The 26662-nt window shown below is 56.1% G+C and carries 30 protein-coding genes and 1 pseudogene; 15 read left to right on the top strand and 16 right to left on the bottom strand.

The window, feature by feature from the left end; translation table 11 throughout:
• Positions 1–7: 7 nt before the first annotated feature.
• From flgH to AC3Y5R_RS09500, 3 genes are read right to left on the bottom strand one after another with little or no spacing between them, the layout of a single operon-like run.
• Positions 8–637 (bottom strand): flagellar basal body L-ring protein FlgH, encoded by a 630-nt coding sequence (gene flgH, locus AC3Y5R_RS09490; protein WP_489921232.1) that lies wholly within the window; start codon positions 635–637, stop codon positions 8–10.
• The gene (gene flgG, locus AC3Y5R_RS09495; protein ID WP_489921117.1) at positions 597–1382 is read right to left on the bottom strand and encodes a flagellar basal-body rod protein FlgG; all 786 of its coding nucleotides are present in this window, start codon (positions 1380–1382) and stop codon (positions 597–599) included. The genes flgH and flgG overlap by 41 nt, the downstream gene beginning before the upstream one ends.
• 17 nt (positions 1383–1399) lie before the next feature.
• Positions 1400–1948, bottom strand: coding sequence for a flagellar basal body rod C-terminal domain-containing protein (locus AC3Y5R_RS09500; RefSeq protein ID WP_489921118.1), 549 nt, complete (start codon positions 1946–1948; stop codon positions 1400–1402).
• On the opposite strand from AC3Y5R_RS09500, the gene AC3Y5R_RS09505 reads away from it, so the two are divergent.
• The 4 genes from AC3Y5R_RS09505 (at position 1933) to flgN (ending at position 3225) form a co-directional block, all read left to right on the top strand.
• Positions 1933–2067 carry a flagella basal body P-ring formation protein FlgA gene (locus AC3Y5R_RS09505; protein WP_489921119.1) on the top strand — a complete coding sequence of 45 codons (135 nt, stop codon included), beginning with the start codon at positions 1933–1935 and terminating at the stop codon, positions 2065–2067. The two genes, AC3Y5R_RS09500 and AC3Y5R_RS09505, sit on opposite strands and share 16 nt — an antisense overlap.
• 78 nt (positions 2068–2145) lie before the next feature.
• Positions 2146–2469, top strand: coding sequence for a hypothetical protein (locus AC3Y5R_RS09510; protein WP_489921120.1), 324 nt, complete (start codon positions 2146–2148; stop codon positions 2467–2469).
• Between the two features lie 67 nt (positions 2470–2536).
• Positions 2537–2800: a flagellar biosynthesis anti-sigma factor FlgM gene (gene flgM / locus AC3Y5R_RS09515; RefSeq protein WP_489921121.1), complete on the top strand. Its 264-nt coding sequence runs from the start codon at positions 2537–2539 to the stop codon at positions 2798–2800.
• Positions 2797–3225 carry a flagellar export chaperone FlgN gene (gene flgN / locus AC3Y5R_RS09520; protein WP_489921122.1) on the top strand — a complete coding sequence of 143 codons (429 nt, stop codon included), beginning with the start codon at positions 2797–2799 and terminating at the stop codon, positions 3223–3225. Before flgM ends, flgN begins: the two co-directional genes overlap by 4 nt.
• Before the next feature lie 55 nt (positions 3226–3280).
• Here flgN and AC3Y5R_RS09525 read toward each other — a convergent pair whose 3' ends face one another.
• Genes AC3Y5R_RS09525 through AC3Y5R_RS09560 form a run of 8 tightly spaced genes read right to left on the bottom strand, consistent with a single transcriptional unit; the run spans position 3281 to position 10735 of the window.
• On the bottom strand, positions 3281–4183 hold the full coding sequence (locus tag AC3Y5R_RS09525; protein WP_489921123.1) for a hypothetical protein: 903 nt from the start codon (positions 4181–4183) through the stop codon (positions 3281–3283).
• Positions 4184–4215: 32 nt separating this feature from the next.
• Entirely contained in the window at positions 4216–4659 is a 444-nt protein-coding gene (fliJ, locus tag AC3Y5R_RS09530; RefSeq protein WP_489921124.1) for a flagellar export protein FliJ, read from the bottom strand.
• Positions 4660–4673: 14 nt separating this feature from the next.
• Positions 4674–5999, bottom strand: coding sequence for a flagellar protein export ATPase FliI (gene fliI, locus AC3Y5R_RS09535; protein ID WP_489921125.1), 1326 nt, complete (start codon positions 5997–5999; stop codon positions 4674–4676).
• Complete coding sequence (gene fliH, locus AC3Y5R_RS09540) at positions 5999–6715, bottom strand: flagellar assembly protein FliH (protein ID WP_489921126.1); 717 nt, start codon at positions 6713–6715, stop codon at positions 5999–6001. Before fliH ends, fliI begins: the two co-directional genes overlap by 1 nt.
• 3 nt (positions 6716–6718) lie before the next feature.
• Positions 6719–7744 carry a flagellar motor switch protein FliG gene (locus AC3Y5R_RS09545; RefSeq protein ID WP_489921127.1) on the bottom strand — a complete coding sequence of 342 codons (1026 nt, stop codon included), beginning with the start codon at positions 7742–7744 and terminating at the stop codon, positions 6719–6721.
• Positions 7728–9347: a flagellar basal-body MS-ring/collar protein FliF gene (fliF, locus tag AC3Y5R_RS09550; RefSeq protein ID WP_489921128.1), complete on the bottom strand. Its 1620-nt coding sequence runs from the start codon at positions 9345–9347 to the stop codon at positions 7728–7730. Before fliF ends, AC3Y5R_RS09545 begins: the two co-directional genes overlap by 17 nt.
• Positions 9348–9354: 7 nt before the next feature.
• The gene (gene fliE / locus AC3Y5R_RS09555) at positions 9355–9711 is read right to left on the bottom strand and encodes a flagellar hook-basal body complex protein FliE (protein ID WP_158784507.1); all 357 of its coding nucleotides are present in this window, start codon (positions 9709–9711) and stop codon (positions 9355–9357) included.
• Positions 9712–9733: 22 nt separating this feature from the next.
• Positions 9734–10735 carry a sigma-54 interaction domain-containing protein gene (locus AC3Y5R_RS09560; protein ID WP_489921129.1) on the bottom strand — a complete coding sequence of 334 codons (1002 nt, stop codon included), beginning with the start codon at positions 10733–10735 and terminating at the stop codon, positions 9734–9736.
• A gap of 384 nt (positions 10736–11119) precedes the next feature.
• Between AC3Y5R_RS09560 and AC3Y5R_RS09565 the strand changes: the two genes are divergently transcribed.
• The 7 genes from AC3Y5R_RS09565 to AC3Y5R_RS09595 are packed head-to-tail and all read left to right on the top strand — an operon-like array spanning position 11120 to position 17337.
• Entirely contained in the window at positions 11120–11935 is an 816-nt protein-coding gene (locus AC3Y5R_RS09565) for a FliM/FliN family flagellar motor switch protein (protein ID WP_489921130.1), read from the top strand.
• Complete coding sequence (fliN, locus tag AC3Y5R_RS09570; RefSeq protein WP_158784504.1) at positions 11928–12302, top strand: flagellar motor switch protein FliN; 375 nt, start codon at positions 11928–11930, stop codon at positions 12300–12302. The genes AC3Y5R_RS09565 and fliN overlap by 8 nt, the downstream gene beginning before the upstream one ends.
• Positions 12299–13063, top strand: a complete 765-nt coding sequence (gene fliP / locus AC3Y5R_RS09575) for a flagellar type III secretion system pore protein FliP (RefSeq protein ID WP_489921131.1) — start codon at positions 12299–12301, stop codon at positions 13061–13063. Before fliN ends, fliP begins: the two co-directional genes overlap by 4 nt.
• Positions 13060–13332, top strand: a complete 273-nt coding sequence (fliQ, locus tag AC3Y5R_RS09580) for a flagellar biosynthesis protein FliQ (RefSeq protein ID WP_489921132.1) — start codon at positions 13060–13062, stop codon at positions 13330–13332. Before fliP ends, fliQ begins: the two co-directional genes overlap by 4 nt.
• A 9-nt stretch (positions 13333–13341) precedes the next feature.
• The gene (gene fliR / locus AC3Y5R_RS09585; protein WP_489921133.1) at positions 13342–14115 is read left to right on the top strand and encodes a flagellar biosynthetic protein FliR; all 774 of its coding nucleotides are present in this window, start codon (positions 13342–13344) and stop codon (positions 14113–14115) included.
• Positions 14112–15239, top strand: coding sequence for a flagellar type III secretion system protein FlhB (flhB, locus tag AC3Y5R_RS09590; RefSeq protein WP_489921233.1), 1128 nt, complete (start codon positions 14112–14114; stop codon positions 15237–15239). The genes fliR and flhB overlap by 4 nt, the downstream gene beginning before the upstream one ends.
• The gene (locus AC3Y5R_RS09595; protein ID WP_489921134.1) at positions 15232–17337 is read left to right on the top strand and encodes a flagellar biosynthesis protein FlhA; all 2106 of its coding nucleotides are present in this window, start codon (positions 15232–15234) and stop codon (positions 17335–17337) included. Before flhB ends, AC3Y5R_RS09595 begins: the two co-directional genes overlap by 8 nt.
• A gap of 65 nt (positions 17338–17402) precedes the next feature.
• Here AC3Y5R_RS09595 and AC3Y5R_RS09600 read toward each other — a convergent pair whose 3' ends face one another.
• On the bottom strand, positions 17403–18410 hold the full coding sequence (locus tag AC3Y5R_RS09600; protein ID WP_489921135.1) for a lysozyme inhibitor LprI family protein: 1008 nt from the start codon (positions 18408–18410) through the stop codon (positions 17403–17405).
• A gap of 156 nt (positions 18411–18566) precedes the next feature.
• On the opposite strand from AC3Y5R_RS09600, the gene AC3Y5R_RS09605 reads away from it, so the two are divergent.
• Positions 18567–19049, top strand: coding sequence for a YlaC family protein (locus AC3Y5R_RS09605; RefSeq protein WP_489921136.1), 483 nt, complete (start codon positions 18567–18569; stop codon positions 19047–19049).
• A 10-nt stretch (positions 19050–19059) separates the two neighbouring features.
• Here AC3Y5R_RS09605 and AC3Y5R_RS09610 read toward each other — a convergent pair whose 3' ends face one another.
• Entirely contained in the window at positions 19060–20484 is a 1425-nt protein-coding gene (locus AC3Y5R_RS09610; RefSeq protein ID WP_489921137.1) for an aminotransferase-like domain-containing protein, read from the bottom strand.
• Between the two features lie 158 nt (positions 20485–20642).
• Between AC3Y5R_RS09610 and AC3Y5R_RS09615 the strand changes: the two are divergent.
• A pseudogene (locus AC3Y5R_RS09615) lies at positions 20643–20930 on the top strand (DUF4172 domain-containing protein); the annotation flags it as partial.
• Between the two features lie 392 nt (positions 20931–21322).
• Here AC3Y5R_RS09615 and AC3Y5R_RS09620 read toward each other — a convergent pair.
• Positions 21323–22216 carry an SDR family oxidoreductase gene (locus AC3Y5R_RS09620; protein WP_489921138.1) on the bottom strand — a complete coding sequence of 298 codons (894 nt, stop codon included), beginning with the start codon at positions 22214–22216 and terminating at the stop codon, positions 21323–21325.
• 327 nt (positions 22217–22543) lie between these two features.
• Between AC3Y5R_RS09620 and AC3Y5R_RS09625 the strand changes: the two genes are divergently transcribed.
• On the top strand, positions 22544–23863 hold the full coding sequence (locus AC3Y5R_RS09625) for an MFS transporter (protein ID WP_489921139.1): 1320 nt from the start codon (positions 22544–22546) through the stop codon (positions 23861–23863).
• An 86-nt stretch (positions 23864–23949) separates the two neighbouring features.
• On the opposite strand, the gene exbD is transcribed toward AC3Y5R_RS09625, so the two are convergent.
• Both exbD and exbB read right to left on the bottom strand, forming a co-directional pair.
• Positions 23950–24372: a TonB system transport protein ExbD gene (gene exbD / locus AC3Y5R_RS09630; protein ID WP_489921140.1), complete on the bottom strand. Its 423-nt coding sequence runs from the start codon at positions 24370–24372 to the stop codon at positions 23950–23952.
• Between the two features lie 5 nt (positions 24373–24377).
• Positions 24378–25112 carry a tol-pal system-associated acyl-CoA thioesterase gene (exbB, locus tag AC3Y5R_RS09635; protein ID WP_489921141.1) on the bottom strand — a complete coding sequence of 245 codons (735 nt, stop codon included), beginning with the start codon at positions 25110–25112 and terminating at the stop codon, positions 24378–24380.
• Positions 25113–25361: 249 nt separating this feature from the next.
• Between exbB and metC the strand changes: the two genes are divergently transcribed.
• Entirely contained in the window at positions 25362–26561 is a 1200-nt protein-coding gene (metC, locus tag AC3Y5R_RS09640) for a cystathionine beta-lyase (RefSeq protein ID WP_489921142.1), read from the top strand.
• Positions 26562–26662 lie beyond the last annotated feature (101 nt).

Consider the following 26662-nt stretch of genomic DNA (forward strand, 5'->3'; position numbering starts at 1 on the left):
CAAAACCTTAAATCGGGAACAGCGGATGGTTAAAGAAGCGGGTCAGCCAGCCGGCTGAGTTGGCATCGCTGAGCGCACCGCGCCCGGCATAGGAGATGCGGGCATTGGCGATACGTTGTGAAGACACCGAATTATCGCGTTCGATATCGTCGGAGCGCACCAGGCCACTGACGCGCATATATTCATCGCCCTGGTTAAGCGTCAGCCATTTTTCCCCGCGGATCACCAGCACACCGTTGGGCAACACCTGGTGAACGGCTACGGTGATCGACCCCCGCAGCATGTTTTGCTGGGCGGTGGAGGCGCTGCCATTAAAGTTGCGATCGCCAGACACTGAACCACTGAGGTTGTCGTAGGTTTTCCCCAACACCGAAGGTGCACCAAGTTCAACGTCGTTCTTCTTGCCGAAGTTAGTTTTTGCCTGCTTGCTCGATTGAGTGGACTCATCCAGCCTGACCGTCAGGATATCGCCCACGCGATAAGCGCGGCGATCCTGGGTCAGCGACCAGTTATAGCTGCTCTGGTAGAGTCCGCCGCCGCGTACCGGTTCGCTGGCCTGTGTCAGATTAACGGGTGGAGCGAATTCAGCGTCGTCTTTATGCACCAGATAGGGTGAGCTTTCGCACCCGCTGAGCAGCGGAGACCATTTTGGCGTTCATTTCATAGGCGCGCTGCACGGTGATCATATCGACCATCTCCTCCACCACCTGCACGTTAGAGCCTTCCAGCGATCCCTGTTCCAGCTCGCCAAAGGCCTCTTCGCCCGGCACACCTTCCGTTGCTTCACCACTGGCCGTCGTCTCGCGGTAAAGGTTACCCCCCAGTGCCTCCAGCCCGGCGGGATTGACGAAGTTCACCAGCGTGATCTGGCCGAGATTCGCGGGTTCACTTTCGCCACCCACCTGAGCGGTAACCGTGCCGTCTTTGGCAATCCCGATGCTTTTAGTGCCTTCCGGCAGTTCAATTGAGGGGATAAGCGCAAGTCCCTGAGCATTGGTTAATACTCCGTCGGCATTAATTTTCAGGTTACCGGCACGGGTATAGGCGATATCGCCAGCAGCGGTTTCAACCTGGAAAAACCCCTGACCGGTGATGGCAACGTCCAGCTCTTTCGAAGTGACCTGCATTGCGCCAACGGTAAAGGATTTTTCCGTACCGAGGATTTTTACCCCGCTGCCGTACTGGATGCCGCCGGGAGTATTGTTGTTCTGATCCAGCGCCACGCCAGGCGCGCGCTGGGTCTGATAGAACAGGTCTTCAAACACCACACGATCGCGTTTGAAACCGGTGGTGTTAACGTTTGCCAGGTTGTTGGAGATAGCGGTCATCTTGGCGTCCTGCGCCGCAAGACCGGTTTTGCTTACCCATAAGGCTGGATTCATGACGTTTTCCTGTCTGGTTAGCTGCCACGGATCAGGCGATTTCCCGCCTGGGCCAGGGTTTCAGCTGCTTTCATCATTTTAATTTGCGCCTCAAACTGACGGCTCAGCGAGACGGTTTCGACCATTTCAGTGATGGTGGAGACGTTGCTGCTCTCCAGGTGCTCACTGGCCAGCTTGACGTTCTCGCTGCGTGGATTGGTGGCGCGGTTGCTGACCAGCTGGCCGTCGTTGTTTTTACTCAGACGGTTAGCCGGAATATCCACCAGCTTGATGCGATCCACATCGATTGCCGCGTTCACGTCGCCATTTTCCGGGATAACCGTTACGGTGCCGTCATCCCCAATTGCCACCTGCGAAAAAGGCGGCAGCTGGATCGGGCCGTTCTCACCCAGCAGCGGCATGCCGCTGACGGAGAGGTTGCCGTTGTCGTCGATATCGATATGGCCGTTACGGGTATAAATCTCACGACGGCCCTGAGCGAGAGCGATCAGCCCGTCACCCTGGACAGCGGGTGATGATGATTGCTGAGATGGATGGCGTGGAAGCCCGGATGCTGGGAGAAGCACAAAAGAAAGGCCGCAAAGGCGACACCATCAAAGTGAAGAACCTCAGCAGCCAGCAGCTGGTCAGCGCGGTGGTGGACGGCAAGGGTGTGGTCCGGCTGATGACGGTGCCAGGCCGGTGAATTAACGAAGAAATTTAAGATTTCAGGACCAGCTGCCGCTTTGTGAGTAAATCAACGGGGAGCCACGGAGGGAATCAGATGAAAGTCGAGCGGATCGGCAGGGCCACGTGCCAGAGAGAGGCACCGGCCCAGCAGGAAGCCGGAAGCACTAAGGAACCGCAACCGCCACAGAAGGATCGGGACAGTTTTCTGCTTATTTTGCAGGTGCTGTTAGCCCAGTTGCCCGACGTCTGTCAGGAGCGAATTGTCACTATGCAACTCGCGGTGCAGAGCTGGGAGTCTCTACCACCCGCCGCTGAAACAGCGGCGGCTATGATAGCCTGGTACCGCTGCGGTGAGTTTTCACTTGCAGCAGAAGAAAAATACACTAAAAGGAGTAAAGTTTTTTTATTCAAAACGTAAAGTTCTGTCTGGCAGGGTCGCCTATAGGAACGATAGTTTTTTTTAACCCCTATAAAGATCGGTTTAAATGAAAATCTCAGCAGAAAATCTGATACAGAGCAGCAGTGCCGTTAACAATGTGATCGCCAGTGCAGTTGAAAGCCCTGGTCAGCAGGCCCGGGTGACAACCGTGCAGAGCGGGCCGGTCAGCCAGACCCAGCAGGCGTTACGCGCCATGCCGGAGGTGGATAGTGACCGCGTCAGCGCGATGCAGGCGGCGATCAGAAACGGCGAACTCTCTCTGAACAGCGGCTCGCTGGCGAGTGCCATGATGGACTACTACCGCCGATGAGCCAGCTGGAGCAAGTCAAAGGATTGCTAAAAGATCTGCAACAGGATGTGCCGTTCTACCAGCAGCTTGCTCAGCTCCTGCAGCAGCAGCGTGAGGCGATGCTTGCCTGCCATGCTGAGCAAAGTGAACAGGCGGGAGCAAACCTCTCTGCCATCTCCCCCCGGCTGCAGGCCAGCGCCCGACGCAGGGTGCAGACTTTAGAGGCTTTGCGTCTGGCAACCAACGGAGAGGGGCTGCAAGTGCTGTTCTCCCGGCTGCCCGCTGCGCTGAAAGCCCAGGCTGAAAGCTGGTGGCAAACGCTAGAACAGCAGGCGGTTGCCTGTCAGCAACTGAATGAACGTAATGGATTACTGCTTAATCATCAGCGGGAAATGCTGGGCGCGCTGTTCCGTGACCGGCCGGAGGACTTTCTCTACTCAAGGTAATCGCCGTCGGAACAGGGTATCCCGACGGTTTATCAAGGCCTATGGACGGGCCTGCTTATTTCAGCAGTGAGATCCCGGCAAGCAGGGGATTGTCATGAAAGGAGTGGCGGGGAGCCACGCGGTGCCAGGCAGCAAACAGCGCGCTGATGTTCTCTTCATCCAGCACCAGCTGCTGCTGCAAACTCAAAGCACAGAGCATTTTCAGGCAGAAAAAGTGCTGACACAGTCCGGCATAAGCCGCGGCCCAGTCGGCCCTTGAATGCCCCGGAAAAACATTGTGGTACAGCTGATAGAGCAGAAAGTTAATAAACGCCGTCTGCTGAGCCTGCAAAAATTCCGCCAGCTCGCACCGCTTTTCCAGCCCGTTAAGGCGGATCTGTAACATCTCATCCGGCAGTGCCGCCATCTGCTGTAACGTCTGCTGCAGGGCCATCCTGCTCAGCGGGTCCAGGCTCACCTCCAGTGGCAGTTGACTCAACGTGCGCAGCGCCATGATTTTGTATTCCTCAGCCGACGAGAAAGCCTTAAATGCACGGGCGATCCGGCGCTGAATGCCCTGCCTTAAGTAAACCTCGACCAGCGAGCCAGGCTTCTCTGCCGGACTCTCTTTGGCTGCTTTCATGATAAACAGCCCCAGCGTGTAGAGTTTCAGGCTGAGATCGCCCCTCACGCCTTCCAGCAGCCGCAGGCAGCTGTGATTGAGTATCAGCAACCGCTTATTCAGCTCCGGCAGGTTTTCCGCCACCGCTTCGCCGATATGCATCGACAGCGAATGCCGTTGAAAGAGGATAGTTCTGGCGACCTGGTCACAACCAAATACGGCACTGTGTCGCACCTGATTTTTCCAGCGCAGCTGCAGCAGCGGCGAGGCGCTGTGGCAACCGCAACAGCAGCAATCATGCTGTACGCCCTGTAAATGCAGTACGTAGTCCGGTGTGAAACTTTCTGTCGTGTTCATTATCCCGTCCCGATCAATGATGTCCTGTGACGCTAGTTTTCCGACCTGTGGATACGCATCCAGCTCTGCATGGCCTGACTGTCGGTCTGTTTCTGTTCCGCCTGCTGACGCTGCTGTTGCAGGGCCGCCCGCTGCTGGTCCAGCACCACACTCAGCGATTTTTCACGGCAGGCTTCGTTAACTAACTCCTGTTGTAAGGTTTGCTGCCTGATCTCCGCCAGAGCCTGCTCCTGTTTTTGCCAGTCAATCACCCGCTGAATATTGGCGCGGAAACGGGCCTGGTTGCTGAGCTGTACCGCATCGCAGCCGGGAGAGATCTCCCCGTTGCTCAGACCGGTCAGCGCCGCAATATTGCTGGCATAACGCTGACAGAGGATTTTTTGCTGGGCCAGCCTGCCGGTGGCCTCTTCCAGCTCCCGTTCGCGCATCTGGCGCAGACGTTCGAGTACGCTGGTCGTTCTGACATACTTGTCCATTTTCATTCCTTACATTACATACGGGCCAGCGCCTCAAGGCTGCTGATGGTCTGATCCAACGGTGAAGGCTCATCCACCTGCTGGCGTAAAAAATGTTCGATCGCGGGGAACAGCCGCACGGCTTTATCTGCGGTTGCATCCACTCCGGCGACATAGCCACCTAACGGCAGCAGCGGCTTAATAGCCATGTATTCGGCATAGAGTTGTTTCAGGGTACGGGCCGCCAGTTGGTGAGGCCGGGCAGTGACCTGGCTCATACAGCGGCTGATGCTCTGGCCGATATCAATGGCCGGATAGTGTCCGGCTTCTGCGAGGTGTCGTGAGAGGACGATATGGCCGTCCAGCACCGCACGGGCGCAGTCGACGATCGGATCCTGCTGATCGTCCCCTTCGGCCAGCACGGTATAAATGGCGGTCATAGTACCCTGACCTTCGGCGTTACCTGCCGTTTCCACTAATTTTGGGATGATGCCAAAGGCGGAAGGCGGATAGCCTTTGGTAGCCGGAGGTTCGCCCAGCGACAGCGCGATTTCACGCTGGGCCATGGCGTAGCGCGTCAGCGAATCGACCAGCAGCAGCACGTCTTTGCCCTGGTCGCGAAAGTGGCTGGCGATGGCATGGCACAGCTCGGTGGCCTTGATACGCATCAGCGGCGATTCATCTGCCGGAGCCGCCACCACTACCGATTTTGCCCGGCCTTCCGGGCCAAGCGAGTGCTCAATGAATTCTTTCACTTCACGCCCGCGCTCACCGATCAGCCCGACCACCACCACTTCCGCCTGGGTGCTGCGGGTAATCATGCCGAGCAGCACGCTTTTACCGACGCCGGAACCGGCCATCAGCCCGACGCGCTGGCCTTTGCCGATGGTCAGCAGGCCGTTAATCGCTTTGACGCCGACGTCCAGCGGGTGCTCTACCGGTTTGCGGGTCAGCGGATGGATCTGCGGGATTTGCTGCCGCAGAGGAGTATCGCCCTCCAGCCGTCCTGCGCCGTCAATCGGCTCCCCGACGCCGTTAATCACCCGTCCCAGCCAGCTCTCACTGATGGTCAGCTCGCTGCCGCGGCCGCCAGGAAACACTCTGGCACCCGCCATAAGCCCTTCCGGCTGCTTGAAGGGCATCAGATAGGTCACATCGCGGTTGAATCCCACCACCTGGGCTTCAATCAGTTTGCCGCCCATCGCTTCAATCTGGCAGCGCTGGCCGACGGCCAGCTGGCAGCCCACCGACTCCAGCAGCAGGCCGTTGACCCGCACCAGCCGTCCGGCAATGCGCGCCAGGCTGATGTTTTCTATTGATTTCAGGGCCTTGTCAAAGGCGGAAAGCTCGCGTGAAGACATCAGTCAGCCTGCTCGCCGCTCAGACTTTCGGTCAGCACGCTCATGCACTGGCCCAGCCGATGATCGCAGCCCACGTCCATCTCGGCAGATTCGGTGACCACGCGGCATTCGCCGGGCGCCATTTCAGGCTCGGCGGTCAGGCCCCATTCGGCCACTTTCTCCGGCTCCGTCTCGCTGATACGGGCAAATTCTTCCGGATTCATCAGCACGCGAAGGCGCTTCGGCATCTCCGGCAAACTGCTCAGCACTTCGTCAACCAGCGTCAGCAGCTGCGTCGGCTGCAACGCCAGTTCGCAACGGATTACCTGGCGGGTCACTTTCTCGACGAGCTGCAGCAGCTCGCTGCGCCGCCGCTGTTCGTACTCCTCCATCGCGCCAGTCAGTTGCTGTACCAGACTGTCCAGTGGTTCGGCGGCACGTTTAAATTCCTGGTGCGCGAGGCGTTTACCCTCTTCGCGCCCCTGCTCTCTTCCGGCCTGGAGACCCTGCTCCAGCCCCTCTTCATAGCCCTGGGACTTACCCTGCTCGACTCCCTGCTGGAAACCGTCGCTGATCCCCTGCTGAAAACCGTCGCTGATCCCCTGCTGAAAACCGTTCATCAGCTGTTGCTGATACTCTGCAGCGTCCAGCGGAGCCTGCTGGCCTTCCGTCAGCGGCCAGCTTTTACGCAACGGAGGAAAATGATAAAGGCGGTATTTACCGCTCAGCTTGTTCATCCCTTACTCCATCGTCAGTTCGCTGAACAGCTGCACCTGAATTTCACCCTCTTCCGCCAGGGTGCGCACTTCGGTCATGATGTCTTTACGCACCTGCTCGATGCGGCTGACCGGTATCGCACCCAACCGGGCGGTGGTACTCTGCAAAAGCTGAACCTGCCGTTTCGGCATTGCCTCGTAGATGGCCTGGCTCAGCACCGGCTCGGTGCCTTTCAGGGCAATCGCCCACTGTTCGAGTGGGATCTCTTCCAGCAGTCGCTGCAGCGTGACCTGGCTCTGGCGGCTGAGAATAAAGAATTCGTACATTTCCGTTTTCAACTCATCGACCACTTTTTCATCCCGCGCGTGCAGCTGATCCAGCAGCGACTGCGGGTTACCGGGAATACGGTTGACGATATTGGCCGCCTGCTTAATGCCCTGCACCTTGGACCCGTGCTCGGAGAGCACCGCCACGCCGCGTTCAATCAGGCGGTCCAACTCGTCCACCACATCGCGGTTCACGTCGTCGAGCCGGGCGATACGGTAAAGAATTTCATCCTGACGCTCGACCGCCAGATAGGTCAGCACCTGAGCCGCCACGTCCGGCGGCAGGAAGGCCAGAAAGACCGCCTGCAGCTGTAAATGCTCCTGATCAATCAGCGCCGCCAGCTGTGGAGTATCCACCCACTGAAGCCGGGCCATACGGTGGCGGATTTCGTCGCCGTACAGGCCGTTGATCACGCTGCTGGCGATATCGCTGCCCAGCGCACGCTCCAGGATGCCGCGCAGATAGGTGCGCGAAGTGCCGTTGATCCCGCTCTGATCGCGATAGTCGTTAAAGAAGTCGTTCATCGCCTGGCGGGCCTGAGTTAACTTGACGCCGTGCAGCCGCGCCATCGTTTCGCTGAGGCGCAGCACCTCTTCGCGGGTCATTTTCCGCAGCACCATCGCCGCCGCCTCTTCTCCTATGCTGAGCAGCAAAATAGCCGCCTGCTCCAGTCGCGAACGGGCGGTGCTGGCGGGGGTTTCCTGTTTATTTGCTGTCGGCATTGCGCTCATTACTGTTTATCCACTGTTTGATCACTTCGGCCACGCGGTCGGTTTCGCTCTCGGCCAGGGTTTGCAGGTAGGCGATTTTAGTTTCCAGCCCGGAGCCCTGCGGCGGCAGTGCTTCCTGCTGCTGGAAGGAGCTGGCAGGCAGCTGCGCCCGCTGCGGCTCGCTGGCCGGTTCATCATCGATAAAGACGCCTTCCGGCAGCTCCTGAGGTTCAGCCAGTAACGGTTCCGGGTCGCGACGACTGAAGCGACGCAGCACCGGCAGGATGCCAAACAGCGTCAGCAGCAGCAGCAGCAGGGCAATCCCTCCACGCACGCTCCAGTCGATAATGCTCTTACGCTCCCACCATGGGATCGGCGGTTCCGACCACGGCGTGGCCTCCGGAAATGCCAGCAGGCTGAGGTTCAGCACATCGCCACGCTGGGGATCAATGCCTGCCGCCTGCTGAAGCATTTGCTGTACCTGCTGGCGGCTCTCTTCTGTCCAGGCTTTTACCGCAGGTGAGCTTTGGTTAAGCACCACCGCCACCGAGAGTTTCTCCACCTGGTAGCCAGGATGGCGGATATGTCGCACATCACGATCATAATTAAACTGACGCTGAGCCTGATTGCGGGTCGCCAGTTGAGAAGGATTAGTGGTGGCCGGAGCCTGATTCGCCGGACGGTTGCTCAGCGAGCCGGGCACGCCGAGAGCCAGCTGCTCGGTGGTGTTTTCCTGCTGCAGGCTTTCTGTACTGGTCCGTGGATCGCCAAGGAAGCGCTCTTGGGTCTCTTCAACTTCGCTGAAGTTGATACGCGGCACCACACTGATGCGGAAGTTTTCGTTACCGACCACCGGGGCCAGCACGTTTGCCAGACTGCGCTCGGTCTCTTTACGCACCTGCAGCAGCACTTTATTGCTGGCTTTATTGTCCAGCGTGCCGTTTCCGGCAGCATCTATATTGGCGGAGAGCAGTACACCATGCTGATCAACCACCCGTACCTGTCCTGGCTTCATCCCGGGAATACTGCCGACGATCAGATTAACGATGGCGGTGACCTGTTCGTCGCTCATCTGTTCACCAAAACGGACCCGTACCATCACCGAAGCGGTGCTGTCAGGTTTATTGTTCAGCACAAAAGAGCTGGTTTCGCTGATTCCCAGATGCACCCTGGCGTAATCCACCGCATCCAGCGCCATGATGCTCTGCGCCAGCTCACCCTCCATGCTGCGCTTGAACCGCACGTTCTGGATAAACTGGCTGCTGCCGAGCATTTCATCTTTGTCCATCAGCTCATAACCTGCAGGGGTGTGACTGAATACCCCTTTAGCCGCCAGCGCCATACGGGCTCTGGGCAGATCGGTTTCCCGCACCAGCAGGTTGCCACTGTTCGGCTCCACGCGGTAGGAGATCTGCTCGCCGCTGAGCACTTCCACGACCTGTGCAATCGGAACATTTTGCTGTGAGCCGTAGAGCATCACGTAATGGTTATTGCTCTGCCAGAGCAGCGAAACGATGACGGCAGTGGCCGCCAGCGCAGCGGCACCGGGGAGGATCCATTTCTTCAGCTGACCCGCTTTAAGCGGCCCCAGCAGGGCTTTCAGTTTCTCGATCACGCGGAACCTACAGTGAAATATTCATGACTTCGTCAAAGGCGCTGCTGAGCTTGTTGCGGACCTGCATCAGCGCGGAGAACGCCACGCTGGCCTTCTGGCTTTCCAGCATCGCGCTGGCCAGATCGTCGCTCAGTCCCAGTTCCACCGCTCGCTGCTGGGCACTGGCAACATGCTGCAGGTTATCAACGTGGTTGACCGCCTGTTCCATCACCTGGCCAAAACCCGGACCACTGACTGACGCGCTGGCGAGATCGTTCGCCATCGGTGGCAGGGCAGAGGCCGTAGCCTGAGCCCGCATCCGTTCCATTTCAGCAATCATCGCGTGCTGACCTGCCGCGTTGCTGAGGGTTAATTTTTCGATCATTTTTGCACTTCCTTTGTGGGGATCAGGAGGGTAAACCGAGGTCAAAACCCTGCTCTCGCATACTGGCAAGCCGGTAGCGCAGCGCGCGCGGGGTGATGCCAAGAAACGCGGCGGTCTGGGATTTATTGCCCTGATAGCGCCGCAACAGGTCGATGATGTACTGGAACTCCGCCATTCTGCCGCGCTGTTTGATTGGGCTTTCATCGCTGCATTCAGGTTGGGAAGGTGCACCGATCGCAGACGGCGCTGACTTCAGGCCCAGGCAACCGTGATCCAGCGTGCCGCCGTCAGACATGATCAGGCCACGCTGCACGGCATTTTCCAGCTCGCGGACGTTGCCCGGCCAGTCATGTGTCAGCAACGAGCGTCGCGCCTGCGCGGTCAGACTCGGTTTACTGGTGGAGAAAGACTGGTATTTCTGAATAAACAATTCGGTCAGCGGAATAATGTCCTCTGCCCTTTCCCGCAGCGGGGTAATATGGATGGGAACAACAGAAATACGGTAAAACAGATCCTGACGGAATCGCCCTTCAGCAATTTCCACTTCAAGATCTTTATTGGTCGAGGCAATAAGGCGGATATCAAGCGGTACTGGTTTATGGCTACCCAGTCGCTCAACGCATTTTTCCTGCAGCACACGCAATAATTTTGCCTGCAACGCCAGCGGCATATCGCCAATTTCATCCAGCAGGAGCGTTCCGCCATTAGCCTGTTCAAACTTTCCGGGCTGACTGCTGACCGCGCCGGTAAATGCGCCTTTCTCATAGCCGAATAAAATGGCTTCCAGCATATTTTCCGGAATGGCCGCACAGTTCACCCCAACATAGGGAGCACCTTCATAAAAAGCATGATGGTGAATATATTTCGCCACACACTCTTTACCCGTACCCGTTTCACCGGTAATCAGCACAGGGACGTTAAATTTCGCCAGGCGTCGCGCCAGCGATAATAAATTTACGCTGGCAGGAGAATGAGCAACAAAATCATACTCAGCACAGCCAGCAATTTTCCTGTTCATTTCCATTCAGACATTTTCCACATGTTGATACTTTAATACATAATTCAACCATGGCGATTACCAGGATGGAAATTAGTATACATTTCGTCCGTTACTCGTTTTAGCTTTAATGGAATATTAAAATATAAAGGCCATAAAATCATAATGTTAATAAACAATCATCGGAAGCGAAACGGCAGATTAATAATGGATTAATAAGCCTGCAGGCATTGCTATGCTGGCTGAAAAACGGTCTAATTTACGCCGTCATTTTACGGTAAGTTTCAGGTTGACCCCGTTTGTTATCATTACGTGAAGCGCTACCGACACATTACTACTCGCTGAGCGGATTGAGTCATGGGCCCTAAAAAGAGCAAGGTAAGAATTTATCATCACGGAAAACATCCTGCGATGATGAAATTAGAAATTAACAAGCTCGGAAGACCTTATCATAAGATCCAGAAAATATTCCTGGACAAGCACGATCATTTTGACGGAAAGCTGAATATTTTTTTCCTGAAAAAATTTCGTGTCAATATTTCTTTAAAGTCTCTGCACTTTGAAATGGATGTCTGGCATAAGCAGGCACAAATATTCAGCAGTGAAACAGGAAGTCTGGCCATTATTATTGACCGTCCTCTACTGCTGAGCGTTCTGCATGACTATTACGGTCTGAGCAAGGACAAACAGGTTATTTCCACCCAACAGACGCCGGTCACCCGCACTGAAGAGCGGTTGAAAAGTAAACTGGCGCAGGAACTGGTTACGCTGATTACTGAGGATTCGCTGTTTGGCAGTTCGCTGCAAATTAATCCTGACTGCGCCTCGCTGAATACTAACTGGTCTTATCGGATTAAATTTGCCCTCGACGGCTATGACGGCACCTTTTCACTGTTGCTGGACAGTGCCCACGTTGACCGGCTGCTCGCCACACTGCGCCAGAGCGCCGAACGCAGCGCCCGTCCGGGACTGGAACAATCCGCCAGCACCCAGACCTCTTTTATGGCCCTGCCGGTTCGTTTAACCGGCCATCTGGCCACGGTTTCGCTAAAAGTGGCGGACCTGATGCAGCTGAAAAGCGGTGATATTCTGCCCATTTCACTGGCCGACCGCGTACCGCTGTTTATTGGCCGGCAGCCGCTGATGACCGCCGTGATTACTGAAGATCACGGCAAACTCTTTTTCTCTGGATTTACCGATCCTAACAGTGAGCAAACGCATGACTGATGCCAATGACAGCCTGGCCTCCGGGCTGGATTTCGATTTTTCGCTGGACGATGTCGCCCCTGCCGAAGAGACAGTAAGCGACAGCGCCGCTACAACGCCACAGGATAAACAGCGGCATCTGGCGTTGTTCAGCCGTATTCCGGTCACGCTGACGCTGGAAGTGGCTTCCGTGGAGATCTCTCTTGCGGAGCTGATCCACGTAAACAACGACTCGGTGCTGGAGCTGGACAAGCTGGCCGGTGAACCGCTGGACGTAAAAGTGAACGGCATCCTGTTCGGCAAGGCCGAAGTGGTGGTGGTCAACGACAAATACGGCCTGCGCATTATCGAGTTCAACAATAAAGAGCTGGGTGAGCTGGCATTATGAACCAATCCGCCTCCCGCTGGCTGACGCGGGCTATTTTGCCCGGTACGCTGCTGCTGTGTCCGGCGCTGGCGCTGGCGGAATCCCACGGACTGACGCTGTTCAGCGCGACCAACACCACCAACGGCCAGGATTACAGCGTCAAGATCGAAATTCTGATCCTGATGACGCTGCTCGGCCTGCTGCCGGTGATGCTGCTGATGATGACCTGCTTTACCCGCTTCATTATCGTGCTGTCGCTGCTGCGTCAGGCACTGGGCCTGCAGCAAAGCCCGCCCAATAAAGTGCTGACCGGCATCGCGCTGGTGCTGACCCTGCTGGTGATGCGCCCGGTGTGGATGAAAATCTATAACGATGCGGTGGTGCCTTACCAGGCTGAGCAAATCACCCTGCAGCAGGCTCTGGCTACCGGTTCGGCCCCGCTGAAGAAATTCATGCTGTCGCAGACCAGCACCACCTCGCTAACCCAGATTATGACCATCGCCAACGCCAGCGGTGAAGCGGAACAGCAGGACTTAAGCATCGTCACGCCAGCCTTTGTACTGAGTGAGCTGAAAACCGCCTTCCGCATCGGCTTTATGATTTATATCCCGTTCCTGGTGATTGACCTGATTGTCGCCAGCATCCTGATGGCAATGGGGATGATGATGCTGTCGCCGCTGATCGTTTCGCTGCCGTTCAAGCTGATCCTGTTCGTGCTCTGTGACGGCTGGTCGCTGATTGTCGGCACGCTGACCCACAGCGTACAGGGGCTGGGATTATGATGACCCTCGACGTGGCCGGTGACATTATCGCCCAGGCCCTGAAGCTGGTGTTGATGATCTCGGTGGTGGCGATCCTGCCCAGCCTGGTTACCGGGCTGATCGTCAGCGTGTTCCAGGCCACCACCCAGATTAACGAACAGACGCTGAGCTTTCTGCCCAGGCTGGTGATGACCATGCTGGTACTGGTCTTCGCCGGTAAGTGGATGCTTACTCAGTTGATTGACTTCACCCTGTTGATTTTTGAACAGTCCCCGACGCTGCTGGGGTGAAGAAAAACCATGAGCATCAATATTCAGGACCTGATTGCCCCGCTGCTGGCATTGTGGCTGCCGATGGTGCGCATCGCTGCTTTTTTCCACTTCTGTCCGCTGTTTGAGCACCGCTCGTTTCCCCGCAAGGCAAAAGTGGGTCTGGCGCTGCTGCTGAGCATCATTATCACCCCGATGATTGGCAACAACGTGGTACTGCATGACCTGATGACCGCGCAGGCCCTGATCCTCACCGGCGAGCAGATCCTCTGGGGGTTTCTGTTCGGGCAGATGCTGAACTGGGCGATCCTGGCCCTGCAGACCTCCGGCGCCATTTTGTCGATGAATATGGGTCTGGGTATGGCGGTGATGAACGACCCCAGCAGCGGCAGCTCTACCATGGTGATTTCGCAGATTGTTGCGGTGTTCTGCGGCCTGTTGTTCTTCGGCATGGACGGACATCTGCTGTTAGTGACCATCCTCTACAAAAGTTTTGCCATGTGGCCGATTGACCAGGCGATTACTTCGCTGACGCTGAAAACGTTCGCTACCGGGCTCGGCTGGATGATGTCCGGTGCGCTGCTGCTGGCGCTGCCGACTGTGATCATCATGCTGATTGTTCAGGGGACCTTTGGCCTGCTGAACCGGGTTTCACCCACGCTGAACCTGTTTGCGCTGGGTTTTCCTATCAGCATGCTGTTTGGCCTGCTCTGCCTGATGCTGCTGAGCAGCCGCATTCCCCAACACTATCTGACGCTGACCAACGACGTGCTGGCGCAGCTTGAACGATTAAAGGTGAACTGATGTCCGGTAGCGGTGATAAAACTGAAAAGCCCAGTGCCACTAAGCTGAGAAAATCCCGCGAGAAAGGGGATATTCCCCGCTCGAAAGATCTGGGTATGGCGGTGGGGCTAATCGCCAGCCTGGTAACCCTCAGTGCCTTTCTTCCATACTATCAGAGCCTGATCCACGGCTCTTTTATTGCCCTGCGGCGCATTGCGGACCATATCAACGACGACGGCGCGCTGCATGAATTTATGCTGCTTAACGTGCTGATTGTCATCAAGGTGGCGGCCACCCTCGTGCCCATTCCGGTCTCAGCTGCGCTGGCAAATCTGATGCCCGGCGGCTGGGTTTTCGTGCTGAAACGTATCATGCCTGACTTCAAAAAACTCAGCCCGATCGCCGGGGTGAAACGGCTGGTGGGTAAACAGCATTTTGTCGATGTGCTGAAGATGATCCTCAAATGCGCGGTGCTGCTGGCGATGCTGGCGATGACCCTCCGTCAGAAACTGCCGGAGCTGCTGAATCTGGAAAGCCACTTTCTGCATGACGCGATTGTCTCCGGCCTGCAGCAGTATGGCGACATTATGCAGCGCTTTGTGATGATCATCGCCGTGTTCGCCTTTATCGACGTGCCGCTGAGCAAATTCATGTTTATCAAGAAGCTGCGCATGACCAAGAAAGAGGTGCGCGACGAATACAAAAATCAGGAAGGGAATCCGCAGATTAAAGGCCGCGTGCGCCAGCTGCAACGCCAGCTGGCGATGGGGCAGATTTCCAGCCAGGTGCCCGGGGCTGACGTGGTGATCATGAACCCAACCCACTACGCAGTGGCGCTGAAGTACGCTCCGGAAAAAGCCGCAGCGCCGTTTATTCTGGCGAAAGGGATGGATGATATCGCCCTGCACATCCGCAGCGTGGCACAGAAACACAAGATTGAAGTAGTGGAGTTCCCACTGCTGGCGCGTTCGATTTATCACAGTACCCGTGTTAATCAGCAAATCCCAGCCTCCCTGTACCGACCGATGGCGCATATCCTGTCGTATGTCATGCAACTGAAGGCGTGGCGGCAGGGAACGGGCGAGAAGCCACGGCTGGATCTGCAAATTCCTGTTCCTGTTGAGGGGAAAACTGAGCATGTCTAAGTTTAGCTTCCGCCAGACGCTGGCCCTGCTGCGCAACAGCCATTTCGGCGTGCCGCTGCTGCTGCTGTGCGTGCTGGCTATGGTGATCCTGCCGCTGTCACCGCTGGTGCTGGACGTGCTGTTCACCTTCAATATTGTGCTGGCGGTGATGGTGCTGCTGGCCAGCGTCAACAGCAGGCGTCCACTTGATTTCTCGGTGTTCCCCACCCTGCTGCTGATCACCACGCTGATGCGCCTGACGCTCAATGTGGCCTCCACCCGCGTGGTACTGCTTAAGGGGCACGAAGGGATTGGCGCTGCCGGTAAGGTGATTGAATCCTTCGGTAACGTGGTGATCGGCGGCAACTTTGTGGTCGGCTTTGTGGTGTTTATCATCCTGATGATCATCAACTTTGTGGTGGTGACCAAAGGGGCAGAACGTATTTCTGAAGTGTCGGCCCGCTTCACGCTGGACGCCCTGCCCGGCAAACAAATGGCGATCGACGCCGATCTGAATGCCGGGTTAATTAATCAGGAACAGGCCCGTGTACGCCGCCGGGACGTCGCCAATGAGGCTGATTTCTACGGCGCGATGGACGGCGCATCGAAGTTTGTGCGCGGTGATGCGATCGCCGGGATCATGATCCTGCTGATCAACGTGGTCGGCGGGATACTGATCGGCATCTTTAAATACAACCTGGATGCCGGTCAGGCGTTTGAACAGTATGTTCTGCTGACCATTGGTGACGGGCTGGTAGCACAGATCCCTTCGCTGCTGTTAGCCACTGCGGCGGCGATTATCGTTACCCGCGTCAGTGACGACGACAGCGGCGGCATTGCCGATGAGATAAAAAGCCAGCTGCTGGCCAAACCTGCCACGCTCTGCACCGCCGCCTTCGTGATGTTTGTGCTGGCGATAGTGCCGGGAATGCCGCATCTGGTGTTCCTGATTTTTACCGCGCTGATGCTGTTTATCGCCTGGCGTCAGAGCCGTGTGGTGCAGCCTCCTGCCCAGAGCAACGAGGAGCTTGCCAGCGTGGCACGCGCGCTGGATGCCGATGATGGCGTGACCGTCAGCTGGCAGAGTATTCCGCTGATTGAACCTCTCAGCCTTTATCTCGGCTATAAACTGGTGACGCTGGTGGACAAATCCCGCGGCAATACCCTGACCCAACGGGTACGCGGGGTGCGTCAGGTGGTGTCAGAAACCAGTGGCGTACTGCTGCCGGAGATAGCCATCCGCGAAGATTTTCGCCTCAAGCCGGTGCAGTACGTGATTAAAGTGAACGGCGTCCGCACCGCGCTGGGAGAGGTTCATCCCGACCGGCTGATGGCAATTCCAACCGCAGAACAGTATGGGGAAGTGGACGGCGTGCTGGATACCGATCCGGCCTATGGGCTGGCGGTGACCTGGATAACCCCGGAGAGTAAGGCTAAAGCACTCAACTACGGCTATCAGGTAGTGGACTGCGCCAGCGTGATCGCCACGCATGTGAACAAGGTCGCGAGGGAGCATTTGCCGGAGCTGTTTAATTTTGATGATATCACCCCGCTCAACCAGCGCCTTTCCGCTGTTGCGCCGAGGCTGGCGGAAGAGCTGAATATCGCGTTGAACTATAGCCAGCAGCTCAAGGTCTATCGCCTGCTGCTGCAGGAGCAGGTTTCGCTGAAGGATATCGCCACCATCGGCACCACGCTGGTGGAGAGCGCCGCACTGACCAAAGATGCCATCCTGCTGGCTTCCGACGTGAGATTTGCGCTGCGGCGAGCGCTGGTGGCGGCAATCGCGCCGGATAACAAACCGCTTTCGGCTTACACGCTGGATAATGAACTGGAAACGCTGCTGCTCGGATCGCTGAGCCAGGCACAGCAGGCCGGCAAGGTCAGTCTCGACAGCTTCCCGGTCGATCCCAATATCCTCACCCAGCTGCAGTCCACGCTGCCGGTGGTGCTGGAACAGCTGAAGGCGCAGAGCCTGACGCCGGTGCTGCTGGTCACCCCGCAACTGCGCCCGCTGATAGCCCGCTATTCCAGACTGTTCGCCGCCGGGCTGCATATTCTCTCTTACAATGAGGTGCCTGATGAAGTGGATTTACGGATTGTCGGCACGGTAACCTGACAAAAATGGGAAAGCTCAGGGGGTTATCCGCCCTGAGTTAAGCCGTATACCGGCCGCTGGCCCACTTAATCCAGGAACAAAGCCCGCCAGTTAGTCAGCGTTTTGGGCGGGGTTTTCTCACCCTGTTCGGTGGTGATATAGCTGATGCTGATTTTGTTTTCTTTACCGGCATCCGGCGTGACCAGCATTGCCCAAATTTTGCCTTCCGGCGTATACATGATGATCGCCGCATTACGGCTGGCAGCCCCTTTAACCGATAAGGTCAGCACCGTTGCGCCAATATTGTCCTGATCTTCCGAATACAGGACGTTGTTTGCCGCCCAAACATACTTCAGATAATCCTTACCGGCCAGTTGGCGGAAGCGCTCATCCAACGCGCTGGTCGGTAACACGCCTATCGACTGTAATGTGGCGGCCGGACGGGGATCGATATCCGATCGTTGATACACACCATCAATAGTGATGTTATCCTGCATCAGCAGCTTACAGCTGCCGCTGTTATCACTGTTAATCTCGATTTTTCCGTCGGGCCGTGGAATAAACAGCACGGTACAATCTCCGCCCCATGCAATGCGATCGGTAAAGCCCAGCCCCCAGTATTTCTTCACGTTGCTGCGCAGGGCCGATTTGTAAACGCCTCCCCATATCTCCCCGGAAAAATCGAACGCCCACTCGTTGGCTTTGCTGATGACGATTTTCCCGCCGTTGCCATTGGTGGCCGAAGTATTCCACCAGGTACCATTCCAGTTAAAATTTTCCGGTGCCTGGTTCAGTGTGCTAAGTCCCTGAAGATATGCCCATCGCAGGCAATTGATGGAGGTGCAGGCGTTCCGTGAATCATGCCACTTTTCAATATGCTGAAGAGCGGGCGCCGCATTTTTTCCCGCCAGCGCCTCACGATTAGCATTACTCATTACCGAGTCAAGCCAGGTGAGCTGGGAAGAGTTGCAAATGGTATTCTCTACAATGCTGGAAGCTTTGCCGCAGTCGATTGCCAGCGCGGGAAAAGCACTGCCAATTGCGGTGATAAAAAGAGTGCTTCTGAGTACCTGTTTCATTATTTCCTTAGTCATCTCTTCTCTTTCCCAATCTGGAGGAAATTATGTCCTAAAAGCTCTCAAAACTCCCCATTTCAGCGCAACTGTTATAGCTTTATTTACCCTAACTGTGTCTGCCGTGAATTGACAACCTGTGATTAAGTGTTAGCAGAATCAGTTGGGAGATCCATTGTGGAAGACGTCAAACAAATCCTGCTTCGTGAAATCGACACGCTGAACCGTGAAGAACAGCGTGATAATAAACCGCGCCTCAGCTTTACCTTTTTAAAAAGTCACCCCGGACTGTGGGCGTCAATGTATGTCTGCTATGCCCTGACCGTGGCGTTAATTTTCACCACCGAGTTTCTTGGCTGGCCTGCATTCTGGGGCGCGACCTTCTTCGTACTGTTGATGAGCGGCCTGATGATGCTGGATGTGAATCCGCGTTACCGCTTTGAGGATATTGATACGCTGGACCTGCGTGTCTGTTATAACGGGGAATGGTATTACGTGCGTACCCTGTCGCAGCAAGCGATTCAGGATATTCTTTCCAGTAATCAGGTCCCGGATAACGTCAAAAAAGGCATTGAAAAGCTGATCTCGCTAAAAGGCGAGGTGGACTTTTATGATGTCTATCATCTCACCTGGGGCCAGCAGCCCGCCTCCAGCGTCTGAGTTTCGCGGGTCAGCCCGGCTGACCCGACAGCATTCCGGCAATCAGGCCACCGAGTGTCGCTACGGCCGCCTCCTGCACTTCCCCCCATTCCCATGCCGTGTTGAAGCGGAAATAGTTGGCGTACTGCTCGCCGGAAGAGAACATTTTACCGGGCGCAATACTGATATTGTGTTGCAGCGCCAGGTAATACAGGTCAGTGGTGTTGATCTGCCGGGGCAGCTCAATCCACAGAAAATAGCCGCCCTGCGAATCGTTAATCCGTGCGGCAGCAGGCAGGTGGCGTTTCAGTGAGGCCCGCGCCTGGGTCTTACGCTGCTCCAGAAGCTGGCGCAGCCGCCGCAGATGGCTGTCGTAGCTGCGGGTACCCAGATAGTTTGCCAGCGCCAGTTGCATTGGGGCGCTGGTGGAGAGCGTGCTCATCAGCTGCAGACGCTGAATTCGCTGGGCATGCTTACCGGCGGCAACCCAGCCCACCCGAAAGCCCGCCACCAGATTTTTTGAGAATGATGAGCAGTGCAGCACGCTGCTGTCCCGGTCAAAAGCTTTGGCGGGCAGCGGCTTTTCACTGCCAAAATAGAGCTCGCTGTAGACATCATCTTCAATCAACGCCACCTGGTGTTTTGCCAGCAGCGTCACCAGCTGCTGCTTTTTCTCTTTGCTCAGCGTATAGCCCACCGGGTTCTGCTGGTTGGTCATCATCCAGCAGGCTTTGATCGGCCAGCGCTCCAGCGCCCCGGAAAGTTCTTCGAGATCCAGACCATGCTGCGGATCGGAGGCGATCGCCACGGCTTTCAGCTTGAGCCGCTCAATCACCTGCAATGCCCCGTAGAAGCAGGGATTTTCTATCGCCACCCAGTCGCCCGGCTCGGTCACTGCCTGCATGCTCAGGTTCAGCGCTTCCATCGCCCCGTTGGTGATCACTATTTCATCCGGCGATACCTGAATGCCCTGCAGGGCATAACGTTGCGCCAGCGTTTTACGCAGTGTCTCATTACCCGGTGGCAAATTATTAAGGGCATCAGCAGGCTTGAGCGAGTGCGACACAGCGGTAAGTGAACGCATCAGCTGGCGCTGTGGGAATAGTCCCGGATCGGGAAAGGCAGAGCCAAAAGGCACAATAGCGGGGTCGCGGCAGGCCTGTAACACATCGAAAATAAAGGCATTGATATCCACCGACTCGGCCAGCTGGACCTTCAGGTGCCCGGCAGGCTGGCTGAGAAACTCCGCGCGGGGTGCAACGTAGTAGCCGGACTGCGGGCGGGACTGGATCCAGCCCTGGCTCTCCAGCACCTGATAGGCATGCATCACCGTCATCAGGCTCATGCCGCTCAGCGAGACCTGCTCACGCAGAGAGGGAAGCTTTTCACCCGGCAACCAGATCTCACTGACGATCTGCTGCTGAACTTGATCGATTAACTGCTGATATTTAGCCAAAACTGTGACAGACCCATCCAGGGAATTTGCCCACTATTATAGGTCTGCCAGTGTCGATTAGACAGAGGCTGGCGGACTGCTTTCTTCGCTCTTTATTACATTAACAGCCTCCCGCAATTCGCCTCTGAGCCGATAACCTGCCATATTCGGCTCACCATATGAGCCGAATAGATGACTTATTTCGACTCACTGCCAAACACAATGAGCCGCCTGTGACTTCCTGGATCTGGCAACAGAACAACTGGCCCAATTTTCACTGGCAAGAGGCAGAGTTATTACCGCGTCTGCGCCATGTTCTACAGCAGCGCGGATTGCTACTGGGCCGATTGCTGGATGGCGGCGAACAAGGTGTTGGGTTGGGTATCAGTGCCAGCCAGTATCAAAAAGTGGCAAACGCCAGTAAAACGACCGCCACTCGTCATTTAGCCAACCAAAAAGGCAGTCTCGAGAACCCCGGGCTTGATTTCAGACTGCGTCTGAAAGCGGCGCGGTCTCTGCCAGCTCTTTTTTCAGCGTGGGCAGCACACCCACTTCCTCACCACCGACAAAATGCTTTAGCTCCGGCACCACATCTCGGCCTGCACCAGCGAAATGACCATTGGCGGAGCTGCAACCACTTACAGCTCATCAACGCTGGTCAATTACAACGTCTGTATCGGGATTGGGGCACTGGGGCTTTGCCTGCCGGGCAAACAGGTGACAGGTTCAGGCACGGTGCCAACAACGTATCGACGGATAGGCTGACCCGTACCTTCAACTACACGGCGCAGTTCCTGACTTTGCAGGCCACGCCAGTGGCGGGCAGCAACAGCTACAACGTGGTGATTGATTTGTCTTTTTAGCTGAGATGGTTCCCGCCCGTCACGCCATGGACCTCGGCGGTGACGTAGCTGGACTCCTGCGAGGCGAGGTAAACATAGACCCCGGCAAGTTCGGCAGGCTGGCCCGCACGTTTCAGCGGCGTCTGTTCACCGAAGCCCGGGATTTTCTCCTGCGGCTGGCCGCCGGTAATCTGTAATGCTGTCCAGATTGGTCCCGGAGCCACGCTGTTTACGCGGATACCCTTCTCTGCAACCTGTTTCGCCAGCCCTCTGGTGTAGTTAAGAATGGCCGCTTTAGTGGAAGCATAATCCAGCAGATTCTGACTCGGCTGGTAGGCCTGGATCGACGAGGTTGTGATAATGCTGCTACCTGCCGGCATATGAGGAATGGCCGCTTTGGTGATCCAGAACAGCGACATCACGTTGGTATCGTATGTCTTGCGGAACTGATCGGTGGTCAGGTCAGCAATGTTGTCAACTGCAACCTGTTTACCAGCCACCAGCGCCAGAATGTCGAGTCCGCCCAAATACTCACGGGCATCCTCTACCAGTTTCTTACTGAATGCTTCCTGGCTGATATCTCCTGGCAACAGGACGGCTTTACGCCCGGCCTGCTCAATCAGCCGGGCGACATCTTCAGCATCACGCTGCTCTTCGGGCAGATAGGAGAGCGCAACATCAGCCCCTTCACGGGCATAGGCAATGGCGGCAGCACGGCCAATCCCGGAGTCTGCGCCGGTGACTAACGCTTTTCGCCCTTCAAGGCGCTGACTGCCCCGATAAGTTTTTTCACCACAGTCCGGGACCGGGCGCATTTCAGCCTGCATGCCAGGCGCACTCTGCTGCTGCTTTGGGTACTCGCCGGTGTGATACTGCTCGAGAGGATTCTGCATTTTATACTGGTCTGTCATGGTTCCTCCTGAATTAATCATTAAAACTCATGAATAACCCTGGCAGTCTGAAATTGAGTGTCCAGTCCGGAAACATTTATACCGGCCAACAAGCTGAAAACAGGCTAAAAATCCATATCAGCCAAATGCGATAAAATATTAAAAAATGTTACCCGTTCGCTTCAGAAGATTCTGCCAGTGCTCAAAAAGGTCCAGAGCGCGATGGTCCTGAATCTGTTAATTTTTTGTTACCAATGTAATCGGAATGCACCTTATTAACGGTGACTCTCATCACATTAAATCCGCTCAGTGCAGGCTAAAACGGGAGAAAACCCATAAGGATGCTGTATGACTGCCGTAGCTTCTTCCCCTAAAAAGCCTCAGGGCAATGCCAAAACCATCTTCAACGTCACCAGCGGTAACTTTCTGGAGATGTATGATTTTATGGTGTTTGGTTACTATGCCACCGCCATTGCCAAAACCTTTTTCCCCGGAGATAACCCGTTCGCTTCACTGATGCTGACGCTGATGACCTTCGGTGCCGGTTTCCTGATGCGCCCGCTCGGCGCGATTATTCTGGGCTCCTATATTGACCATCACGGCCGCCGGAAAGGGCTGCTGGTGACGCTGGGTCTGATGGCCATCGGTACGCTGACCATCGCCCTGGTTCCCGGCTACAGCACGCTCGGGGCCGCCGCCCCGATCCTGATCCTGGCAGGACGCCTGCTGCAGGGCTTCTCCGCCGGGGTGGAACTGGGTGGGGTTTCGGTTTATCTGGCTGAAATCGCGCCGAAAAATCGTAAAGGTTTTTTCGTCAGCTGGCAGTCCGGTAGCCAGCAGATTGCGGTGATCTTTGCCGCTCTGCTTGGTCTGGGCCTGAATCACCTGCTGGCAAAAGACCAGGTCACTGACTGGGGCTGGCGTATTCCGTTCGTGATTGGCTGTCTGATCGTGCCTTTCCTGTTCTGGATCCGCAGCATGCTGGAAGAAACAGAGGCGTTCAGCCAGCGCAAAGTCCATCCCACAATGGGGCAAATTGTCCGTTCGGTGGGCCGCAATTGGGCGCTGGTTCTGTCGGGGATGCTGATGGTCGTCACCACCACCGTGATGTTCTATATGATCACGGCCTTTACACCAACCTTTGGCAAAACCGTGTTGATGATGAGCGACAAGCAGAGCTTCTTCGTCACGCTTTGCGTGGGCCTGTCGAACCTGATCTGGCTGCCAATAATGGGTGCGGTGTCTGACCGCTATGGCCGCCGCCCGCTGCTGATCCTGTTCAGCGTGTTGATGATTGCCACCGCATGGCCCGTTCTGCACTGGCTGGTGGGTTCTCCGACCTTTGCCCACCTGCTGGAGGCCGAGTTGTGGCTCTCCTTCCTCTACGCCAGCTATAACGGTGCGATGGTGGTTTATCTGGCCGAGGTGATGCCTGCTGAAGTGCGCGCTACCGGTTTCTCACTGGCCTACAGCCTGGCGACTGCACTGTTTGGCGGGTTCACTCCGGCAGTCTCCAGCTATCTGATCCACGCCACGGGTGATAAGGCGATGCCGGGCGTATGGTTGACCTTCGCAGCGGTATGTGGCCTGATCGGCACAATGGTGATTAAACGCCTGATCCGTCAGTATCAGGCAAAGCATGGCGGAGTTCCGGCAGTACAGATGTAATCCTCCTGACTTTACAAACTCTGCACCATTAAAAAGCCCCTTCACGGGGCTTTTTGCTGTTCGTATGACTTAACGGAGCAACCTGATCACTTACTGACGGTTTCCATGCCCATCAGGCCAATCTTCAGATACCCCGCCTGGCGCAGCTTATCCATTACGCCCATCAGCGTCTCATAATCCACCGACTTGTCAGCCTGGAAAAATATGGTGGTCTCTTTATTACCCTGCGTCTGACCGTTCAACGCATCCACCAGCGAGTCTGCGGTTACCGCATCATTGCCGATAAACAGCTGCTTATCCGCCTTAATAGAGAGATAGACCGGCTTTTCCGGACGCGGCTGAGGCGCACTGGTCGAGGCAGGCAGATTAACGCGAACGTCAACGGTGGCCAGCGGCGCGGCGACCATAAAGATAATCAGCAGCACCAGCATGACGTCGATAAACGGCGTGACGTTGATTTCATGCATTTCACCGTTGCTATCGAGATCTTCATTTAATCGCATTGCCATGGTGCTTACCCTACCCGCAGTTTCTGCGCGGTTTGCGTGCGCTGTGAGCCATTACTGGCGGCCAGATCCAGGTCGCGGCTCTGCAGCAGCATCACCTGTGCAGCCACATCACCCAGCATCGCTTTGTAGTTGCCGATCAGGCGGGCGAACACGTTATAGATCACGACCGCAGGGATAGCGGCAACCAGACCGATGGCGGTTGCCAGCAGCGCTTCCGCAATACCCGGAGCCACCACAGCCAGGTTAGTGGTCTGCGTCTGGGCGATACCGATAAAGCTGTTCATGATGCCCCATACCGTGCCGAACAGGCCGACAAACGGCGCAATGGCACCAATGGTGGCCAGGAAACCATTGCCACGACCTGCGTGACGGCTGAAGAAGGCCACACGGCGCTCCAGACGGAAAGCGGTACGCTCTTTGATGCCGTCGTTATCGTCTGAGTCTTCTGACAATAACAACTCATTTTCAGCTTCTTTCAGCAACTGCGTGGTCAGGCTGTTGCCTTTAAATTTCGCACAGGTGTCGGCTGCATCCTGCAGGGAACGGGCACCGGCCAGCGCCTGCTGTTCACGCTTCAGGCGGCGTTTTGCCGAGCTGAGCTCTGCACTTTTACTGAAGAAAATGGCCCATGTCACAACCGACGCCAGTAGCAGACCGATCATTACCACTTTAACCACGATGTCTGCATGGTGGTACATGCCCCAGACGGAGAGATCCGTCTGCATCAAATCATTCGTCACGCTGTGTCTCTCCAACGGAAAACGGTAAAAAAAGCCAGTGCGGATCATACCAAATCAATGACGAATTGATAGTGGTTATCATTACTATTTACCCGCTGGTTGCCAATTTTTTACACTCTTTCGGTTTTGTTACCGATAAGCAGAGGGTTTTTGCTGAATCTTTGTCACTTAGCGGGTTGGCGAATTTCACGCCGCCGCCTGCCGTGTTAACGTTAGGGAATAAATGCCATCCGTTAACCGAGCATCCTGATGACCAGTAAAAACATTGAAACGGCGCTGATTGCCGCCGGACGCCGCAAACGATATACCATGGGGTCAGTCAACAGCGTGATCCAGCGGGCCTCATCGCTGGTGTTTGACAGCGTGGCAGAAAAAAAACGGGCCACGGCCGGACGGGCTGAGGGCGAACTGTTTTATGGCCGTCGCGGAACGCTGACCCATTTCTCCCTGCAGGAGGCGATGACCGAACTGGAGGGCGGCGCGGGTTGCGTGCTCTATCCGTGCGGCGCAGCTGCGGTAGCTAACGCCATTCTGGCCTTTGTTTCCGCTGGCGATAACGTGCTGATGGCCGGTTCGGTCTACGAGCCGACTCAGGACTTCTGCAGCAAAATCCTCAGCAAAATGAACGTCTCCACCACCTGGTTCAATCACTGCACCGGCGAAGAGATTGCCGAACTGGTGCAGCCAACAACCCGGGTAGTCTTCCTGGAGTCCCCCGCTTCCATCACTATGGAAGTGCAGGATATCCCGGCTATTGTTGCCGCCGTGCGCAGTAAAGCCCCGGACGCGATCATTATGATCGACAATACCTGGGCTGCCGGCATTCTGTTCCCGGCGCTCTCTTTCGGCATCGACATCTCCATTCAGGCGGGGACCAAATACCTGATTGGCCACTCCGATGCGATGATTGGCACCGCCGTGGCCAATGAGCGCTGCTGGGCGCAGCTGCGTGAAAACTCCTACCTGATGGGCCAGATGGTGGATGCTGATACAGCCTATATGGCGAGCCGTGGCCTGAGAACGCTGGCGGTACGCCTGCGCCAGCACGACGAAAGCGGAATGAAAGTCGCGAACTGGCTGGCAGCAAGACCGGAAGTGGCGGTAGTTAACCATCCGGCCCTGCCGCAATGTAAAGGGCATGAGTTCTGGAAACGGGATTTCACTGGCAGCAGCGGACTGTTCTCCTTTGTCCTTAAGGCCCGTCTGACCGACCACCAGCTGGCGGAGTATCTCGACCACTTCGGGCATTTCAGCATGGCCTACTCATGGGGCGGCTATGAGTCGCTGATCCTGGCGAATCAGCCGGAAGAGCTGGTCGCCATTCGTCCGGCAGGCGGCGTCGACTTCAGCGGGACGCTGGTGCGGGTGCATATCGGTCTGGAAAACGTAGATGATCTGATCGCCGACCTGGCTGCCGGATTTGACCGTCTGGCAAACTGCCCTGCATGAAATAAGTTAAACAGAGCCTCAATAAAACATTATCCGCGTCAGCGATCAAAGTGCGGCGGCCATATTGTCAGTACAATCGTCAGCTCAACGCAGTAAACAGG

The sequence above is a fragment of the Erwinia sp. 009765445 genome (genome assembly GCF_058137865.1).

Excerpts from the sequence above, each read along its gene's own strand:
- fliR (WP_489921133.1), top strand. The coding sequence starts at position 13,342 with ATGAGCATCAATATTCAGGACCTGATTGCCCCGCTGCTGGCATTGTGG.
- AC3Y5R_RS09560 (WP_489921129.1), bottom strand. The coding sequence starts at position 10,735 with ATGGAAATGAACAGGAAAATTGCTGGCTGTGCTGAGTATGATTTTGTT.
- flgN (WP_489921122.1), top strand. The coding sequence starts at position 2,797 with ATGAGCCAGCTGGAGCAAGTCAAAGGATTGCTAAAAGATCTGCAACAG.
- AC3Y5R_RS09600 (WP_489921135.1), bottom strand. The coding sequence starts at position 18,410 with ATGACTAAGGAAATAATGAAACAGGTACTCAGAAGCACTCTTTTTATC.
- AC3Y5R_RS09525 (WP_489921123.1), bottom strand. The coding sequence starts at position 4,183 with ATGAACACGACAGAAAGTTTCACACCGGACTACGTACTGCATTTACAG.
- fliI (WP_489921125.1), bottom strand. The coding sequence starts at position 5,999 with ATGTCTTCACGCGAGCTTTCCGCCTTTGACAAGGCCCTGAAATCAATA.
- flgM (WP_489921121.1), top strand. The coding sequence starts at position 2,537 with ATGAAAATCTCAGCAGAAAATCTGATACAGAGCAGCAGTGCCGTTAAC.
- AC3Y5R_RS09620 (WP_489921138.1), bottom strand. The coding sequence starts at position 22,216 with ATGACAGACCAGTATAAAATGCAGAATCCTCTCGAGCAGTATCACACC.
- AC3Y5R_RS09505 (WP_489921119.1), top strand. The coding sequence starts at position 1,933 with ATGCTGGGAGAAGCACAAAAGAAAGGCCGCAAAGGCGACACCATCAAA.
- AC3Y5R_RS09565 (WP_489921130.1), top strand. The coding sequence starts at position 11,120 with ATGATGAAATTAGAAATTAACAAGCTCGGAAGACCTTATCATAAGATC.
- AC3Y5R_RS09595 (WP_489921134.1), top strand. The coding sequence starts at position 15,232 with ATGTCTAAGTTTAGCTTCCGCCAGACGCTGGCCCTGCTGCGCAACAGC.
- fliE (WP_158784507.1), bottom strand. The coding sequence starts at position 9,711 with ATGATCGAAAAATTAACCCTCAGCAACGCGGCAGGTCAGCACGCGATG.
- fliN (WP_158784504.1), top strand. The coding sequence starts at position 11,928 with ATGACTGATGCCAATGACAGCCTGGCCTCCGGGCTGGATTTCGATTTT.
- metC (WP_489921142.1), top strand. The coding sequence starts at position 25,362 with ATGACCAGTAAAAACATTGAAACGGCGCTGATTGCCGCCGGACGCCGC.
- fliJ (WP_489921124.1), bottom strand. The coding sequence starts at position 4,659 with ATGGACAAGTATGTCAGAACGACCAGCGTACTCGAACGTCTGCGCCAG.
- exbD (WP_489921140.1), bottom strand. The coding sequence starts at position 24,372 with ATGGCAATGCGATTAAATGAAGATCTCGATAGCAACGGTGAAATGCAT.
- fliQ (WP_489921132.1), top strand. The coding sequence starts at position 13,060 with ATGATGACCCTCGACGTGGCCGGTGACATTATCGCCCAGGCCCTGAAG.
- flgG (WP_489921117.1), bottom strand. The coding sequence starts at position 1,382 with ATGAATCCAGCCTTATGGGTAAGCAAAACCGGTCTTGCGGCGCAGGAC.
- AC3Y5R_RS09510 (WP_489921120.1), top strand. The coding sequence starts at position 2,146 with ATGAAAGTCGAGCGGATCGGCAGGGCCACGTGCCAGAGAGAGGCACCG.
- fliH (WP_489921126.1), bottom strand. The coding sequence starts at position 6,715 with ATGAACAAGCTGAGCGGTAAATACCGCCTTTATCATTTTCCTCCGTTG.
- AC3Y5R_RS09625 (WP_489921139.1), top strand. The coding sequence starts at position 22,544 with ATGACTGCCGTAGCTTCTTCCCCTAAAAAGCCTCAGGGCAATGCCAAA.
- AC3Y5R_RS09545 (WP_489921127.1), bottom strand. The coding sequence starts at position 7,744 with ATGCCGACAGCAAATAAACAGGAAACCCCCGCCAGCACCGCCCGTTCG.
- fliP (WP_489921131.1), top strand. The coding sequence starts at position 12,299 with ATGAACCAATCCGCCTCCCGCTGGCTGACGCGGGCTATTTTGCCCGGT.